The sequence below is a fragment of the Vibrio harveyi genome, assembly GCF_030060435.1.
Classification (GTDB): Bacteria; Pseudomonadota; Gammaproteobacteria; order Enterobacterales; family Vibrionaceae; genus Vibrio; species Vibrio harveyi.
In genome coordinates, this window is the sequence record NZ_CP125877.1 from 98,646 (window position 1) to 111,362 (window position 12,717).

At 42.5% G+C, this 12,717-nt stretch carries 19 protein-coding genes; 17 read left to right on the forward strand and 2 right to left on the reverse strand.

The annotated features are described in order from the left end of the window. Window positions 1–198: 198 nt before the first annotated feature. From QMY49_RS26900 to QMY49_RS26915, 4 genes are all read left to right on the forward strand, one after another. The gene (locus QMY49_RS26900) at window positions 199–636 is read left to right on the forward strand and encodes a hypothetical protein (protein ID WP_096443387.1); all 438 of its coding nucleotides are present in this window, start codon (window positions 199–201) and stop codon (window positions 634–636) included. 1 nt (window position 637) lies between these two features. Further along, window positions 638–1,066 (forward strand): hypothetical protein, encoded by a 429-nt coding sequence (locus QMY49_RS26905; RefSeq protein WP_053309129.1) that lies wholly within the window; start codon window positions 638–640, stop codon window positions 1,064–1,066. An 83-nt stretch (window positions 1,067–1,149) separates the two neighbouring features. Then, the gene (locus QMY49_RS26910) at window positions 1,150–1,596 is read left to right on the forward strand and encodes a hypothetical protein (RefSeq protein WP_096443389.1); all 447 of its coding nucleotides are present in this window, start codon (window positions 1,150–1,152) and stop codon (window positions 1,594–1,596) included. Between the two features lie 204 nt (window positions 1,597–1,800). Continuing rightward, complete coding sequence (locus QMY49_RS26915) at window positions 1,801–2,076, forward strand: hypothetical protein (protein ID WP_014386655.1); 276 nt, start codon at window positions 1,801–1,803, stop codon at window positions 2,074–2,076. 36 nt (window positions 2,077–2,112) lie between these two features. Here the strand turns inward: QMY49_RS26915 and QMY49_RS26920 are convergent, their stop codons facing one another. Continuing rightward, window positions 2,113–3,207, reverse strand: coding sequence for an ATP-binding protein (locus QMY49_RS26920; protein WP_046224237.1), 1,095 nt, complete (start codon window positions 3,205–3,207; stop codon window positions 2,113–2,115). Window positions 3,208–3,438: 231 nt separating this feature from the next. Between QMY49_RS26920 and QMY49_RS26925 the strand changes: the two genes are divergently transcribed. The 4 genes from QMY49_RS26925 (at window position 3,439) to QMY49_RS26940 (ending at window position 5,407) form a co-directional block, all read left to right on the forward strand. Further along, entirely contained in the window at window positions 3,439–3,684 is a 246-nt protein-coding gene (locus tag QMY49_RS26925) for a hypothetical protein (protein ID WP_046224236.1), read from the forward strand. 19 nt (window positions 3,685–3,703) lie between these two features. Beyond that, window positions 3,704–3,964, forward strand: a complete 261-nt coding sequence (locus tag QMY49_RS26930) for a hypothetical protein (RefSeq protein ID WP_014386658.1) — start codon at window positions 3,704–3,706, stop codon at window positions 3,962–3,964. A 145-nt stretch (window positions 3,965–4,109) separates the two neighbouring features. Then, on the forward strand, window positions 4,110–4,829 hold the full coding sequence (locus QMY49_RS26935) for a hypothetical protein (protein ID WP_283316896.1): 720 nt from the start codon (window positions 4,110–4,112) through the stop codon (window positions 4,827–4,829). Window positions 4,830–4,846: 17 nt separating this feature from the next. Beyond that, complete coding sequence (locus QMY49_RS26940) at window positions 4,847–5,407, forward strand: hypothetical protein (protein WP_017086539.1); 561 nt, start codon at window positions 4,847–4,849, stop codon at window positions 5,405–5,407. A gap of 25 nt (window positions 5,408–5,432) precedes the next feature. On the opposite strand, the gene QMY49_RS26945 is transcribed toward QMY49_RS26940, so the two are convergent. Continuing rightward, window positions 5,433–6,668: a GIY-YIG nuclease family protein gene (locus QMY49_RS26945; RefSeq protein ID WP_283316899.1), complete on the reverse strand. Its 1,236-nt coding sequence runs from the start codon at window positions 6,666–6,668 to the stop codon at window positions 5,433–5,435. A 271-nt stretch (window positions 6,669–6,939) separates the two neighbouring features. On the opposite strand from QMY49_RS26945, the gene QMY49_RS26950 reads away from it, so the two are divergent. From QMY49_RS26950 to QMY49_RS26990, 9 genes are read left to right on the forward strand one after another with little or no spacing between them, the layout of a single operon-like run. After that, window positions 6,940–7,818: a hypothetical protein gene (locus QMY49_RS26950; RefSeq protein ID WP_283316901.1), complete on the forward strand. Its 879-nt coding sequence runs from the start codon at window positions 6,940–6,942 to the stop codon at window positions 7,816–7,818. A gap of 21 nt (window positions 7,819–7,839) precedes the next feature. Beyond that, window positions 7,840–8,001, forward strand: coding sequence for a hypothetical protein (locus QMY49_RS26955; protein WP_283316904.1), 162 nt, complete (start codon window positions 7,840–7,842; stop codon window positions 7,999–8,001). Then, window positions 8,001–9,455, forward strand: coding sequence for an AAA family ATPase (locus tag QMY49_RS26960; RefSeq protein WP_283316907.1), 1,455 nt, complete (start codon window positions 8,001–8,003; stop codon window positions 9,453–9,455). Before QMY49_RS26955 ends, QMY49_RS26960 begins: the two co-directional genes overlap by 1 nt. Before the next feature lie 2 nt (window positions 9,456–9,457). Next, window positions 9,458–9,907 (forward strand): hypothetical protein, encoded by a 450-nt coding sequence (locus tag QMY49_RS26965; RefSeq protein WP_140259101.1) that lies wholly within the window; start codon window positions 9,458–9,460, stop codon window positions 9,905–9,907. 13 nt (window positions 9,908–9,920) lie between these two features. Continuing rightward, window positions 9,921–10,325 (forward strand): hypothetical protein, encoded by a 405-nt coding sequence (locus QMY49_RS26970; RefSeq protein ID WP_140259102.1) that lies wholly within the window; start codon window positions 9,921–9,923, stop codon window positions 10,323–10,325. Continuing rightward, window positions 10,325–10,525: a hypothetical protein gene (locus tag QMY49_RS26975; protein WP_053309135.1), complete on the forward strand. Its 201-nt coding sequence runs from the start codon at window positions 10,325–10,327 to the stop codon at window positions 10,523–10,525. Before QMY49_RS26970 ends, QMY49_RS26975 begins: the two co-directional genes overlap by 1 nt. Further along, window positions 10,519–11,763: a hypothetical protein gene (locus QMY49_RS26980; RefSeq protein WP_283316917.1), complete on the forward strand. Its 1,245-nt coding sequence runs from the start codon at window positions 10,519–10,521 to the stop codon at window positions 11,761–11,763. Before QMY49_RS26975 ends, QMY49_RS26980 begins: the two co-directional genes overlap by 7 nt. A 10-nt stretch (window positions 11,764–11,773) precedes the next feature. After that, complete coding sequence (locus tag QMY49_RS26985) at window positions 11,774–12,097, forward strand: hypothetical protein (RefSeq protein ID WP_283316920.1); 324 nt, start codon at window positions 11,774–11,776, stop codon at window positions 12,095–12,097. Then, window positions 12,094–12,717 (forward strand): hypothetical protein, encoded by a 624-nt coding sequence (locus QMY49_RS26990; RefSeq protein WP_053309138.1) that lies wholly within the window; start codon window positions 12,094–12,096, stop codon window positions 12,715–12,717. The genes QMY49_RS26985 and QMY49_RS26990 overlap by 4 nt, the downstream gene beginning before the upstream one ends.

Here is a 12,717-nt window from a genome sequence, read left to right on the forward strand (position 1 = left end):
GTCGGATTTCTCTTTAGCTGACTGGCCCACCAGCGGGTTAAGCCTGCTGGTGGCGTGGATGTGCTTTATGTTTACGGCCTCGATGGCGAGTTATTGGCCGAGGTGGATGCCGGAACCGGGCAAACCCAGCGCGAATATGTCTGGCTTGACGGCCAGCTGGTGGCTGGCACTGTGTAGTAGTAAAGTTGGAGTAAAGGAATGGATAGTTTTGTAACAGCAAAAGAAATCATAGATGGCTCAATTCCAGAGTTGAATAGTAAACACGACAAATGGGAAAGTACGGACGTTTGGCTAACAGATAAATGCCAGAACCCTGAGCAAATAATGAACGCCATAGGCATATTGAGAACAAGAATTGAGCAAAAATTTCCCAATATGACGGGAGATAAGCAAGATTGCTTGAAGGCTCTGAACGTCTTAGATTTTTGGTGTACTCCACTACAAGATAAAGGTGAAACGTCGGGTTTTAACGATTATCTTGAACTCCATATTGAAACTAAATTTGATTCGGTTGCTCATCAGGAATCGTGGAAAGCTGGATTCTTAAAAGCGCATCGGATTGTTTCTTTGATGAACCCCAATGATAAAGGTTTTAGAGAGGTATCAGAGTTCGCTGAAACTATCTCAAGGAGATAAAATGGCTAGTCAGTATCAATACAATCCATTTTTAATAGGGAAAGACACATTTACCACCAGCAAAGTAGAGCTTTGTGAAGATGAGGTAAGACAATCGAAGCCACAGTATCAGTTAATTTGTTTCGGTAGTTCTTCCCGGTATCCTCTATGGATAGAACTAGGGACTAACCAACTAGTTGGTGGTAATTATCATTGTTTCTATAATGATGATGAACTAAAAGCGTTGTACACGTTATTTCAGCAAGATGCGCAACGACAAGGTTATTCTGACCAGAAGCAAAACTGTTGGGCTAAAACACCTAATCCTTTTCCTATCGAGTTTCTTGAGGGGATGCCACAAAGTCTATGGGCTTACTTTTACGAAAGTGGCCGTAGACAAGCCGCTTGTGAAAAAAGCGTTCAGGAATTACTACCCATGTTCGAAAAGTGATAAGTGCTTGACTGAATGTAATATTTAGCTTGAAAATCAGTCGAGTAAATAATGCCACTTTGAACAATGTAACAGGAACAAGAATGATGAAGAAAATTGGACTACTGCTAGCGACGTTAACTGCATTTTCAGCTCAAGCGGATGTTTTCCCTAAAACAGAAGTTGATGCGTATCTAATGGCGATGCACTCTATGGCCCCAGTTAACGCGAAATACACCATTCAATACAAGGCCGCAGTGGAAAGTAGCTGTAAGACAAAGCTTAATATTGAACAATTAAGCTCACGCGACTTTGCCAATGTTGTACAAGCGCTTGTTAGTAGTGAAACCGTTGACCGCTTAGGGCTTGATGCTAGTGGTGGTTCCCTCACTGACACGCTTCAACTGGTAGGGGCTAATATTGATTGTTCCGACCTAAGTGCCCCGTATAAAGCGGTACTGAGTGATGTTGAGTTCAACAAAAAGCATCAGCATTTGTCGAAGGTACTGCACACTTGGGATCAAGTTGTTACTGAAAGTCAGTTGAACTAATTGTGCTATATTGCTGGGGGATGTGTTTGAGACTTTGGACAATTAGTTAAAGTTTGTGCAAAATTACATCACTGACCTGGCTGATGGCGTTTCTGCTTCGAACCTCAGCTTATTACTTATCGTGCCCCAGCAATAAAACCTCTTTGATTCCCCCCCTTTAAATCGACATAATGAGCATATGTAGTCAACATAATGGTGATATGTATGTCTGGAGTCGTTTTCCATCAAGTAAAAGAAGGTGAGTTCCGCCGTCTCGCGGAGACTCGAACAATGACCAAACTAATTGCGCAGGAATCTAAACTGCATCCTAATAAGTTTCATTTGGTTGGGATTGATAGTGGTAAAGGAATCGCGTATGCAATTAGACATGGAAGAACCAGTGACTTGAGAGTGTGGAGGCTTGATATCCTGGTAAATCAGGTTAGAGACATGGGGTTTGAGAATATAGAAGTACAACTCATAAACAAAACCCACGCATGAAGCATGGGCTGATAGTATTAACATGCCGAAAGGCACTTATTTTTCAAGAATATAATCACGAAAATCGTGGTTCTCAATTTCCAACTTCCCACGCTCTGGGCTGTAAATTAGCTCAAGCGACTTCAATCGTGTGACTGCATTTTTCACCGACCATTTTGTAACGTCTGTTTCTGGGTCGCCAGTGAAAGCTTTCACTTTGTCTAGTCCTGCTTTGGTATAAAGACCTTTTGACTCATTGGCAGCAACAAGCTTTAGGATCGCCACTTCGATAGGTTTCAGTTGTTCGTATGTTTTTGAAAAGTGGTCCTCTGACTCGATACGATCAACGTCATAACGATGGACACCAATATCTAGGTCATGAACCATGTTCAGGGCCATATTCTTTAACATTTCAACAAACCGAGCGGGAGCGCGATTTTGTTTGATTAAGATTTCTAGGGCTTTGTGTTTGTCGAGTTCGACACCACCAGTGACATTTTTGAATGCGGCCAACTCGAATTCAACGAAATCCATATCCAGCTCTTCAAATATCTGGGTCTGGCTGGAGTTGTAGAATGGAGCCTTGTTGTCTTTGAATAAGCGACTTAACCCCTCTCTACTGGAACCTGTGAAGATGCATTTGACGTTGTTATCCTCTCTGTTCACTACAAAACTGCGTAGAGCTGCCGTAAACGAGTCAAATTCTTTGCGAGTAGCCAAATGCTGAACTTCGTCAAGTAACAGCAAAACAGGCATATCCAGCTCGTTTAAGCGTTGAAATACAGCGAACAAATCAGCTCTCAATTCTCCCTGAGAACGCTCTACTTCAACTTTGCCACCAGCTGCACTAAAACCTAACTTTTTGAAGTTGAGAGCTTTGCCAAGCTTATGTAGAAATCCTTCATTCCTTTCACAAGCATCAATGACGGATTTAATGAAGATGCCTTCTGGGTCGTCTTTTTGCATCCAAAAATCTACATAGATAGGTAAGACACCAAGTTCACGAGCCATAGGAATGATATCTTTTTGAATGAATTGAGTTTTTCCTCGCTTACGTGGAGCGAAGATTGAAACACGTTGAAGAAGACCTTTGTCCATCCCGTTAAGGATAAACGTAGCAAGCTGTGTACGAGGATAATGCCAGATATCCATTGTCGTGCTCCTTTGGTAAATTGTGCTATCAATGATACCACAAAATAGAATTGTGGTAGATTATTTAACACAATCAACCACAAATAGGATTGCCATCCTAAAGCAGATCACTCTTTTACTAAGTAGCTCTTTGTCATGTCCCTCAATTTGCCCAAAAAAGGGCAAGTTCTCATCTCTTAAAAAAATGTCATGTCGGTACACTAAGAGCATGATGCTCTGGAGATTGATCTTATGGATATGATAAACGGCTGGCTATATGAAGTTCAGAGAGCCCTTGATAGTTCTTTAGGTGATATACCCTTTGATTGGCGCTGGATTGCTGCTGTGATTGGGTTCTTTTTAATATGGAGGCTGTTCTCTTTTGGCTTTGCCATCGTTAAGTTTGTCATCGTTGCGGCAATAGCTGCTGCCATTTATGCTGCTGTTGTTGGCGATTCAGCAGGACTTGCTGGTGGTGGTAGTTTCTTTGGATTTTAGTACAGTTTGGTAGCTAAATATGAGCATTCTGATATCGGATGGAAGTGAAACGCTCGATGCAGCAACCGCAATTTCTGAGTTGCCAGATTCGTACACGGGTCATTGTTCTGTCGTAACAATCAATGAAGAAATAGTTGCCACTGTACCTAACCCTCAAATTGCATTTTCTATTGCGTGTTACGCGATTGGAACAGAAGGGGGTTATGGAAGTGTTTATGTTCGTCCGGCCAAAGACGGTGAAATTCTCACCCATACAGATTTTGACAGTTGGGCGTACTAGCTGGACTTCTACTTAGACTTTCACATGTGAAAGTGGAGGGGAGGGGTTGCGTTTTCAAAAAGCATGATAAAGTAAGTATGAATATTAACTAAATGAGGTCCTTACGGCGATGCCGGAAGGGATCTTAAATACCGGAGATAAGACTATGATGATTCTAACCACTCTTTCTGAAAAACTAGATGACCAAACGAGCCGAGTATTCTGGCGTGTGGGCACTAAACGCAGTGGAATTCTTGATGTGAAAATCGACTTTTCCCATGAAGATTCTGATTTGATTTCAGAATTATCAGCCATTCAATACCTACTCTTTGAAGAAAAAGTAATGGGTCGAGAGCCGGGTTCTGGTTCTGGCTACAAACTCGTTGTGTCAAAGGGAGCAATCAAAAAGCTTGCCCGTGGTAAATCTACGAAAAAACATGCACAAAAGTTTGCAGCATTTCTTCAAAACCGAATGGCTGGAGTGCAAATAGAGGTATCACAAAGTCGTGAGTTCATGGCCGACCCAAAATCATGTGTACCAGTGCTCTTAGATGCAAATCGCCAGGAATATGCAAATACGCATGATGCCGTTGAAACACCAGCAATGGGGACCGTTTATGTTACCGCTCACGCTGTTGATCAGTATAAAGAGCGATTGAGCACTGGAGATCCCAAAAAACCCTGGGCGAGTTTAGTAAATCGACTTAAACATCCTGAGTTGAGAATTCGAAATTTGCCTGCAAATGTTTTGGTCCATAAAGCGAAAAAATACGGTACTGCCGACAATGTAGAAGCTTGGGGGCATCCAACTTCCAAATTCACATACCTTATTGTTAACGATAATGGACGTCGCACCTTAGTAACTGTTTTTGAGCGCGAACAATAACCTTGGAAGGAATAAAATTGGATATTGAAGTACTTAAAAAAAGAGTCACACCAGAACTAGAACGAAACATTCTCGATTGGAAAAAGAAGCCGGAAAGTCACTTTACCGGATTCAATGAGCAACCTTTGGAGTGGGGCTCCCGTGTTATTGGTAATGCAGTGATGTTCGGTCTCACGGACAGTCACGGTATGATCTTTATGCCAAACATTAGTTGCGATTATAAAGTGAAGAAAGAACGGTATACCCTTGGTTGGGTTGAAGGGATTTCTATGTATGGTGGGGGCATCGCAATCGTTCAGCATTTTGCTTTGAATGAAAAAATCACCGGTATGGGTTTAGGGACCGCGTTATTTGGTGCAATAGCCAGGTTTTTGAAGTCACACAATGCGATAGCAATTGAGTTTCGAGAGAACCATTCCTCCAAAATTGAACACTATCGCTCGTTTTTTGGAAAGTTAAACGTGCCAGAAGTAAAACGCGGCGTTTGGCGATTTGAGTTATACCCTTACCATGAAGTGCCAGAGAAAGTTCGTATGTTTCATGAGGCACTCAAAAATCCCAATAAACACCAATGGTAAAAGCAAAACCGCACAGAGCTGAGCATTAGATTCGACCTGCTTGGTGAGCCATAGCTTGTTTTACTTTTTGAATCGTATTTACGCTATATCCAGTCTCTCTGCTGGTGGGCCTTATACCCATCCCTTTCTCTAAACACTCTATGATTTTGGGATACTCTGCCAGTATCTCAGAATCTGATTTCTTTTTTCTACCTGCTGAGGCTGGGCATCTACTTATGGATAAGTCCAGTTCAGGTGGGTAATAGGGTGCGATCTGCCCATATGTAGTCATATCGTCCACCAGCTGCTCAAGTACTGTACCTGGGATATGAAAGAACTCTCGATGACTGCCCAATGATAATAAGTGCTGAGCAAAATGGTGATGGATAAGTCGTTCTAATCTCCCTCCGTGGCTAATTTCACAGAGGACCTCAGAGGTGAAGACTTTTCCATAAGAGGACAGCATTGAGTGAACTTCGCGTAATCGTTCTTCGGTTGGTCTCGTTGTCATACCTATCTTTATGAAGCTCTCTGGGCACCCTGAGATTGCAGCTGAGAATCTAAACACATATAGCTTTTGATTATTCAAGCTGTGATATTTGGCGTTTAACATTGGTAAGAAATCAGGACAGAGTAGTGCAACTTTACGATAGTAAGCATCAAACCAATAACGTTGAGCAGATTCATACTGACTGAACTTATCTAGCTTTGAAAGCTTGTTCATATGATATTTTCTATTTATCGACGTTGAAACGATCGTTCTTGAATCAGACCATTTATCAATGAGGTTGTGACCAGTAAGAGGTTGTAGCGCATTCAATATATCTATCAAAAATGATGACGGCTCACCTTCATCATTGATTAGCGATTTCCGCAGCGCGATCAAGCGCTCAGTCGCTTTCACCACATCATTAGAGTGGCGCTCTCCGTCATAATTAACAGACAATATTTGCATGGCCTCTAGCCGTTGGATTGCCTCCCGCATTCCAACCCAGCCATAAATCTCTTTGTGTTTATACCGCTGCCTGCGCTCCAGGTACTTTAGCTCATTAGCATCAAGAAGCTCGAAATGATCAAAGGTTGGTAGTTCTGTATATTTGGCGGCTTGTTCAGATATGCGGCAAGTTTTACCATCATGGGCAAAATGATGTTCCTTTAGTGTTCCTTTTTTAGCAATCAGCTGCTGCTTACAGTAAGGACAGTACAAGGCTGTTTTTCCACTATCTACTTCATCTATCCCTATCCATTTTCCTTTTTGATTTACCCCAAAAGTAAGAAACATCAGTAGCTCCGCGTATCATGATACATAATTGGTAAGCTTATACTCTGTATCATGATACGGTCAAAAATATTTGAAGCGGCTTTGACTTTCACATGTGAAAGTGGGGAGCAATGTTTACAGAATCATTTAATGATATTAAAATGGGGTAAATCAGTTGAAACTGTCCATATAAGGACTCGCAACGTGTGTCTTTGGTCTTTGTAAGATGAAAGAATAAAAAGTCATAACGGAAAGTGAGTAGGTCATGATGAAGACGATAAGGAGATGGAGTTTGCGAAATACAATAGCTGCTCTTATGTTGGCGGGAAGCTGTGCATCAGTTCAAGCTAGTGACTTTGTTACTGGAGTCGCGGTTGGAATGATGGCGAGTGATGATAAGGCCCAAGAAGAAGCGCCTCAGTCCCGCATCACTATCAGATATAACGAAGGCGGTTTAGAAGAGCGTACTGAGCTAATTGACTGGGATAAATGGCGGTTAGATCCAAGCTCCGGAAAGTTTTTAGCATGTCCAGGTGACGACAACTTCTATCGCACGTATGGAGATAGAAAAAAGTGCCGGACACCAGCTGGTGGCTTTAATGGCTTCTTAGGTGGATTGGAAGATTATCCAGAAGTCTGGCTAGATGACTACCTGGCTTATAACACAGGTAAAAAAGCTCACATCACCATGAGTGAGGTCATTGACGCGAAAAGGCCACAACTCAAGGTTACTTACCAAGTCGGAGATGACATTGATCTAGTGAAGTTTCAATCTGTTCTAGACAAACAATTCTCAGCGATGAGTGAGGCGAAATCGGGTTTTGATTTCGATTTTTCATGGGGTGTTGGTGCTGGATTTGCTTTTGTTGTTACAGCTGTCATAGGTTTTGGCATCCATAGAAGCGAACAGTCCTCTAATTCGGCATATTCATCATCTCGCACAGCAAATGGTAGTAGTCGCACATCGAGACACTCCTCTCCAGCAAGAAACCATAGAACCTCAGGCTCAAGAAGAGGCGGAACTGGTTCTCGTACAAACCACAGTGATGACTTCATGACAGGAGTGGTTGTGGGTTCAATGATGTCTTCTTCAACCAGCAGTGATTCAAGTAGTTCTGATTCAAGTAGTGGCAGCAGTTCCAGTTCATCGGACTCAAGCTGTTGCGATTAATCATTCAATAAGGAGTGGCTAGTGACTAAAAGCAATATGAATGGTGTGAAACACAAGTTTGTAAAATCAGATGTCCGTGATTTAGAAAAAATATCTCAAACGGCGGGGCAAGTGCTATTGGCTAATTGCCAATTCCGTGTGGTTTTTTCTGGAGAGCAGACGAAGGAAGTTAAGGGCGTGTAATGAATAATCAAAAGTATATGGACCAGTTAGCTGTGCCAATTAAGCTTTCTTTCCCGGTGATTAACGTCAGCACGTTTGAGCTTGGCCGCGCAGAGACAGTCTTTGAACTGGTTGCAAAAAATGTAGGGAAGGCATTTGTGAAGATGCCTTTTAAGAAACTACCAGACCCAAATACGTTAAAAGCATTCGTAGCAGAAGCGACAAAGGACAACAAGAATGGCGTAGTCGTGTTCGACACGTTCTTTCACGAACGAATGAAGGCTAACCATGAAACTATGCCTGCTCTCAAATCATCGCTTTTTTATCTTGAGAACGAAGGCATAAATTACATCATTGCTGGTAAGGAACAGATGAGTGATGAGTTTGTTTACCATATCGACTTACCCGCTATGGATGATGAAGAGATCATTGAGCTCTTAAAAACTTGCGAACAGTCAATTCAGGAAAGTGGTGTATTTGATGATAGTGAACGTTCTGTCATTGCTAACTATGCTCGTGGCCTATCTCACACTCAAATGAAAAACGTCTTTACTTACTCCGCGTATCTCAAGTTCAAAAACGAAGAGTACTTAGGTGAGATCCGTAAAGAGAAAGCACATATTTTACGCGACGTCGGTCTCGATGTGTTGGAACCAACGGACATCGAGAATGTTGGTGGTCTGGAAAACTTAAAAGAGTTTCTTAACGTTCGCAAAGCTGGATGGGACCGCAACCTACCCGTTAAGGGCGTTTTGCTAGCTGGTGTACCTGGTGGTGGTAAATCACTGACAGCTAAAGCTGCTGCTGGTGTTCTGGGGACGTCGTTAGTTCGCCTGGATATGGGCCGCTTTTATAGTAAATATCTTGGTGAGACAGAGCGCCTGTTCAATCGAGCACTACAAACCATTGAAGAGATCAGCCCCACCGTTGTACTGATTGATGAAATTGAAAAATTCTTTGGTAACGCTGATGGTGAGCACGAAGTGTCGAAGCGCCTTTTAGGCAGTTTTTTATACTGGTTGCAGGAACGCAAGAAGAAGATATTTATCGTAGCTACAGCTAACCGTGTTCAGAGCTTACCACCTGAACTAATGCGAGCTGGGCGATGGGACCGCGCATTTTTTATTGACCTGCCAACAAACGCAGAGCGCCATAAAATCTTCGAAATCCATATTGCAAAACAAAAAGCCAATTTGGCTGAATTTGATCTGAATAGGCTGGTGGCAGCAACATCTGGCTATACAGGCGCAGAAATAGAACAAGCGGTTATTGATGCTCTTTACCTTGCTAACGCAGAAGGCAAAGAACTCAATAACGAAAATTTGCTAGATGCCGTCGGTCGTATTACTCCCACCAGCGAAACACGTAAAGAAGATATCGACCAGATTCGCCGCCTTCGTGATCAAGGGTTCTATCCAGCAAATAATTTTGAAGAAGAAAATCAAGCTGGTTCAGGGCGTAAGGTGTCGGTGTAGGTATGCGTTTTACTCAGGTGTCAATTATCGCATTGCTGTGGACAGCATTCTCTGTCAATGCCAATGGCACTGGCGGAATTATGCTGATAATGCAGCATGATAGATTAAAACATAAAGCAGAGGATGAGGTTATTGTGCCTGGGCTACCTAGTGATGGCTTCATCTTCTCTAGGCAGTATTACCGTTCAGGCGCTGATTTTTTCGTGTGTGATGGTGTCAGTTCCGACAAGGGTAAAGTGGTTGCTATTGGTGGAGGTTGCTCAGTAAAAATCAGAGTTGTTCCGCCGTGGTATTCACTCAAAGGTGTTTCTTACACTTACGAGCATATTGGTGCTGGGCTTACTCTACAGCAGCATCTTGATAAAGAAATTGGTGAGGGGCTCACTAAGCCAGTTTCAGTTGGTTTGAAAGGTAATGCACTTATCGTGTTTTACAAAAAGGTTAAAGATTAGAAGGAATGGCAGAATGAGTCACATCGTAAAAGGTAAGGTGACAGTCGCCTACAAAGACGAAACGCTACTACGCAAAGCACTTGAAACACTTGGCATTGTCGTTGAAAACGAAAGGCTGTATGTCGCGCTAGGTGGCGGCAGTTACTCAAAAGCAGCAGGTAGCTATGACCTCGTGTTAGTAAACAAAAGCAACCCAAAATTTCGCATTGGATATCGTAATGAAAATGGGGTGTTCAACCAGTATCAAGAAAACTGGGGAGAAATGGGCTCTTGGACACGAGAGGTTTCATCCAAAGTTTCGGACCGCTATTTAGCGTTTCATTACGAGCAACAGCTTACAGAAGAAGGATTTAACGTAACTGTTCAAGAACACAATGACGGAACATTGGAATTAGTAGCAGAAGAGGCGGTTTGGTAATGACTAAAAAAGTGAATATTCGTATCAAAGGTGGGAAGGTGAGCGCTGACTTTAGCGGTTTCCAAGGCAAAAGCTGCGAACAGTTGGAAAACAAAATCCGACCAGAAGAGTTGGAAATTGAAGAAAAACACCTAAAGGATGAGTACCACTTCGATACTCAAACTCAGTCTCAAACGAATACGGAGACCAACACATGGTAGTAAACACTCGTAAGATTGTATCTTTAATGATGCTTTCTGGGTGGTTGCTCTTTGCTCCTGCGGTACTCGCTAATGGCGGTGCCGCAGCAGCAGCCGTTGCTGTTATGAATAGCTCTAACAACAGCACTAGAACGGAGGCTATTCTTCCTCAAAAGTCACAGATATTCGATTATCGGTCTAATGGAGAAAAGCCTCTTGAAACTCGTATAGAGACGTTTCCTCCAGAGAAATGGCGTCAATTAGGTGGTTCGCAAGGTGGTTTTTTCATCTGTCCAGGAAAAGACAGTGAATACCGGACTTACCTTGGAAACAAACGATGTCGCATCCCTGATATTGGTGTGAATGGCTTTCTTGGTGGTATGAAAGATCATCAGGAACTGCCGTTGGATGAATACTTAGCCATTACAACAGGTAAGAGTGTCGATGTTCAAACGGTTGAGCTAACCAAAAATTACCTGAAAGTGAAATTTGGCTTATATCCAGTTGGTGGAGCGGGTCAAAATCCTACCAGTTCTGTTTTGATTAATAATGGGCCAGAAATAGCAGAGGCAGCAAAAAGTGGTTTGGAGGCGGGACTGGCCTCTCTAGATGAAGGTGTTATGACGGCTGATGCAGTGCGTCAAGAACTTAATCAAGATGCAAAAAAGGATGACGATGCCCCAACAGAACAAATCACAAATTCAGTTGGTAAAACTAATCCATTTGACCCGTCTGGTGATGCGCTGCAACTGCTCTCCGATTTAACGGATTCTGCGCTAGTAAAAGGTATGGCTGCAATAGCGATTTTTATTGGTTTGGTTCAGGGGATTGTGCGTCAGAGTATTAGCGCATTATTTATAAACGTTGCGGCTGGCATGATGATCTTGAATGCTCCCAGTATTATGCAGACCATTTTAGTTCCAGCGACAACTACAGTCGATACTCAAGACGATATTGGATTCTCTTCTATTGCACTAGCACTTTTGCCAATGGTGCTCATATTTTCAATTTGGTTTTTCTATAAGAAGCATAGAGAAAGACAAGAACTGGAAATGTTGATGTCACTAGCCGGGGCCAATGGAAATGCGCAGCGTAGTGCGGGAGATAGTGACTTACCTAATTTGAACGAATTAAGAGAGCAAACGCAAGAACAAACAGAGCCAGTGGTTTTAAATCAGTCTACAGCTGCTCCTAAAGTGCAGCCAGTTGAACCAGAAATCGAAATCACTAAAAACAAACGTAAAGTTATTTTGGATTAGGGCCTAGAGTATGACGAAGAAGCGGATTGTAATTAAGCAAGGGGAAGTGATCGGGTTCGCCGATGAAGTTTCCTTTGAAGGTCTCACACTTGAGAGTTATGACAAGAAACGAGTGTCAAAAATCGTACCAACTAATTTCTTTTTAATGTTGGCCTTTTACGCTCTTCGTCTTGTTTGTTCTGACAACTCGAAGCTTGCTGGATGGACGAGAGTTTGGCGTTGCAACTGGAAGGTTGTGATTGATGGAGAAGAGTTTGGTCCATTCCAAAAGCGCATAGACGCTATTAATTTCGAAAAGGACAAAATTTACGAACAAGGGAAATTAATGCGATGAAAAACTACCTTGTTTTGCTCTCCATTTTGCTGTTTGCGTCCACATCGAGCGCCGAGTCAGTTGCCGTTCCTACCAAAAAAGACTTGATGAATCATCATATTGAAAGTCTTGAGCATAATTACATTGGTCAATCAGTAAACCTTTATGACGAGTCTGCGGTTCATACGGCAATGAAGCAGCATCAGGAATATTTGATGCTGTGTAGCCACAGAATTGCTTCTCTAAAGTGTGAGTTAGCAGCTGAGCATTTATTAGTTTTAGACAAGGCCATGACATCTCACGTAGAGCTAAAGGAAGACTTAGCCAGTATGTGGGCTGTCAAAAAATCACTAGCCCCAACACACCATGTTGAGCTACAGGAGCAAGCTTCGAGTAAAGGGTATGAACTGCTATCTAGTTACATCACAAAGCAAGCCTGTACCCTACCAAATGGTGATATGGACCTTGATTGTTTGACTGGGGAGAATGCTACATCTGAACTTTATGAAAATTTACTTAACGCGATTCGTCGGTTAACGCTAAGAAGGTCGCTTTTTCTTGATACACAAGACGAAGAACGTGAGATTGAAATACTCAAAAAAGAGATAGTAGCGGATGCTATCAGCAAAGAAATTCAGTAA

Coding starts and splice junctions, on each gene's coding strand:
- QMY49_RS26900 (WP_096443387.1), top strand. CDS start 199: ATGGATAGTTTTGTAACAGCAAAAGAAATCATAGATGGCTCAATTCCA.
- QMY49_RS26905 (WP_053309129.1), top strand. CDS start 638: ATGGCTAGTCAGTATCAATACAATCCATTTTTAATAGGGAAAGACACA.
- QMY49_RS26910 (WP_096443389.1), top strand. CDS start 1,150: ATGATGAAGAAAATTGGACTACTGCTAGCGACGTTAACTGCATTTTCA.
- QMY49_RS26915 (WP_014386655.1), top strand. CDS start 1,801: ATGTCTGGAGTCGTTTTCCATCAAGTAAAAGAAGGTGAGTTCCGCCGT.
- QMY49_RS26920 (WP_046224237.1), bottom strand. CDS start 3,207: ATGGATATCTGGCATTATCCTCGTACACAGCTTGCTACGTTTATCCTT.
- QMY49_RS26925 (WP_046224236.1), top strand. CDS start 3,439: ATGGATATGATAAACGGCTGGCTATATGAAGTTCAGAGAGCCCTTGAT.
- QMY49_RS26930 (WP_014386658.1), top strand. CDS start 3,704: ATGAGCATTCTGATATCGGATGGAAGTGAAACGCTCGATGCAGCAACC.
- QMY49_RS26935 (WP_283316896.1), top strand. CDS start 4,110: ATGATGATTCTAACCACTCTTTCTGAAAAACTAGATGACCAAACGAGC.
- QMY49_RS26945 (WP_283316899.1), bottom strand. CDS start 6,668: ATGTTTCTTACTTTTGGGGTAAATCAAAAAGGAAAATGGATAGGGATA.
- QMY49_RS26960 (WP_283316907.1), top strand. CDS start 8,001: ATGAATAATCAAAAGTATATGGACCAGTTAGCTGTGCCAATTAAGCTT.
- QMY49_RS26965 (WP_140259101.1), top strand. CDS start 9,458: ATGCGTTTTACTCAGGTGTCAATTATCGCATTGCTGTGGACAGCATTC.
- QMY49_RS26970 (WP_140259102.1), top strand. CDS start 9,921: ATGAGTCACATCGTAAAAGGTAAGGTGACAGTCGCCTACAAAGACGAA.
- QMY49_RS26975 (WP_053309135.1), top strand. CDS start 10,325: ATGACTAAAAAAGTGAATATTCGTATCAAAGGTGGGAAGGTGAGCGCT.
- QMY49_RS26980 (WP_283316917.1), top strand. CDS start 10,519: ATGGTAGTAAACACTCGTAAGATTGTATCTTTAATGATGCTTTCTGGG.
- QMY49_RS26985 (WP_283316920.1), top strand. CDS start 11,774: ATGACGAAGAAGCGGATTGTAATTAAGCAAGGGGAAGTGATCGGGTTC.
- QMY49_RS26990 (WP_053309138.1), top strand. CDS start 12,094: ATGAAAAACTACCTTGTTTTGCTCTCCATTTTGCTGTTTGCGTCCACA.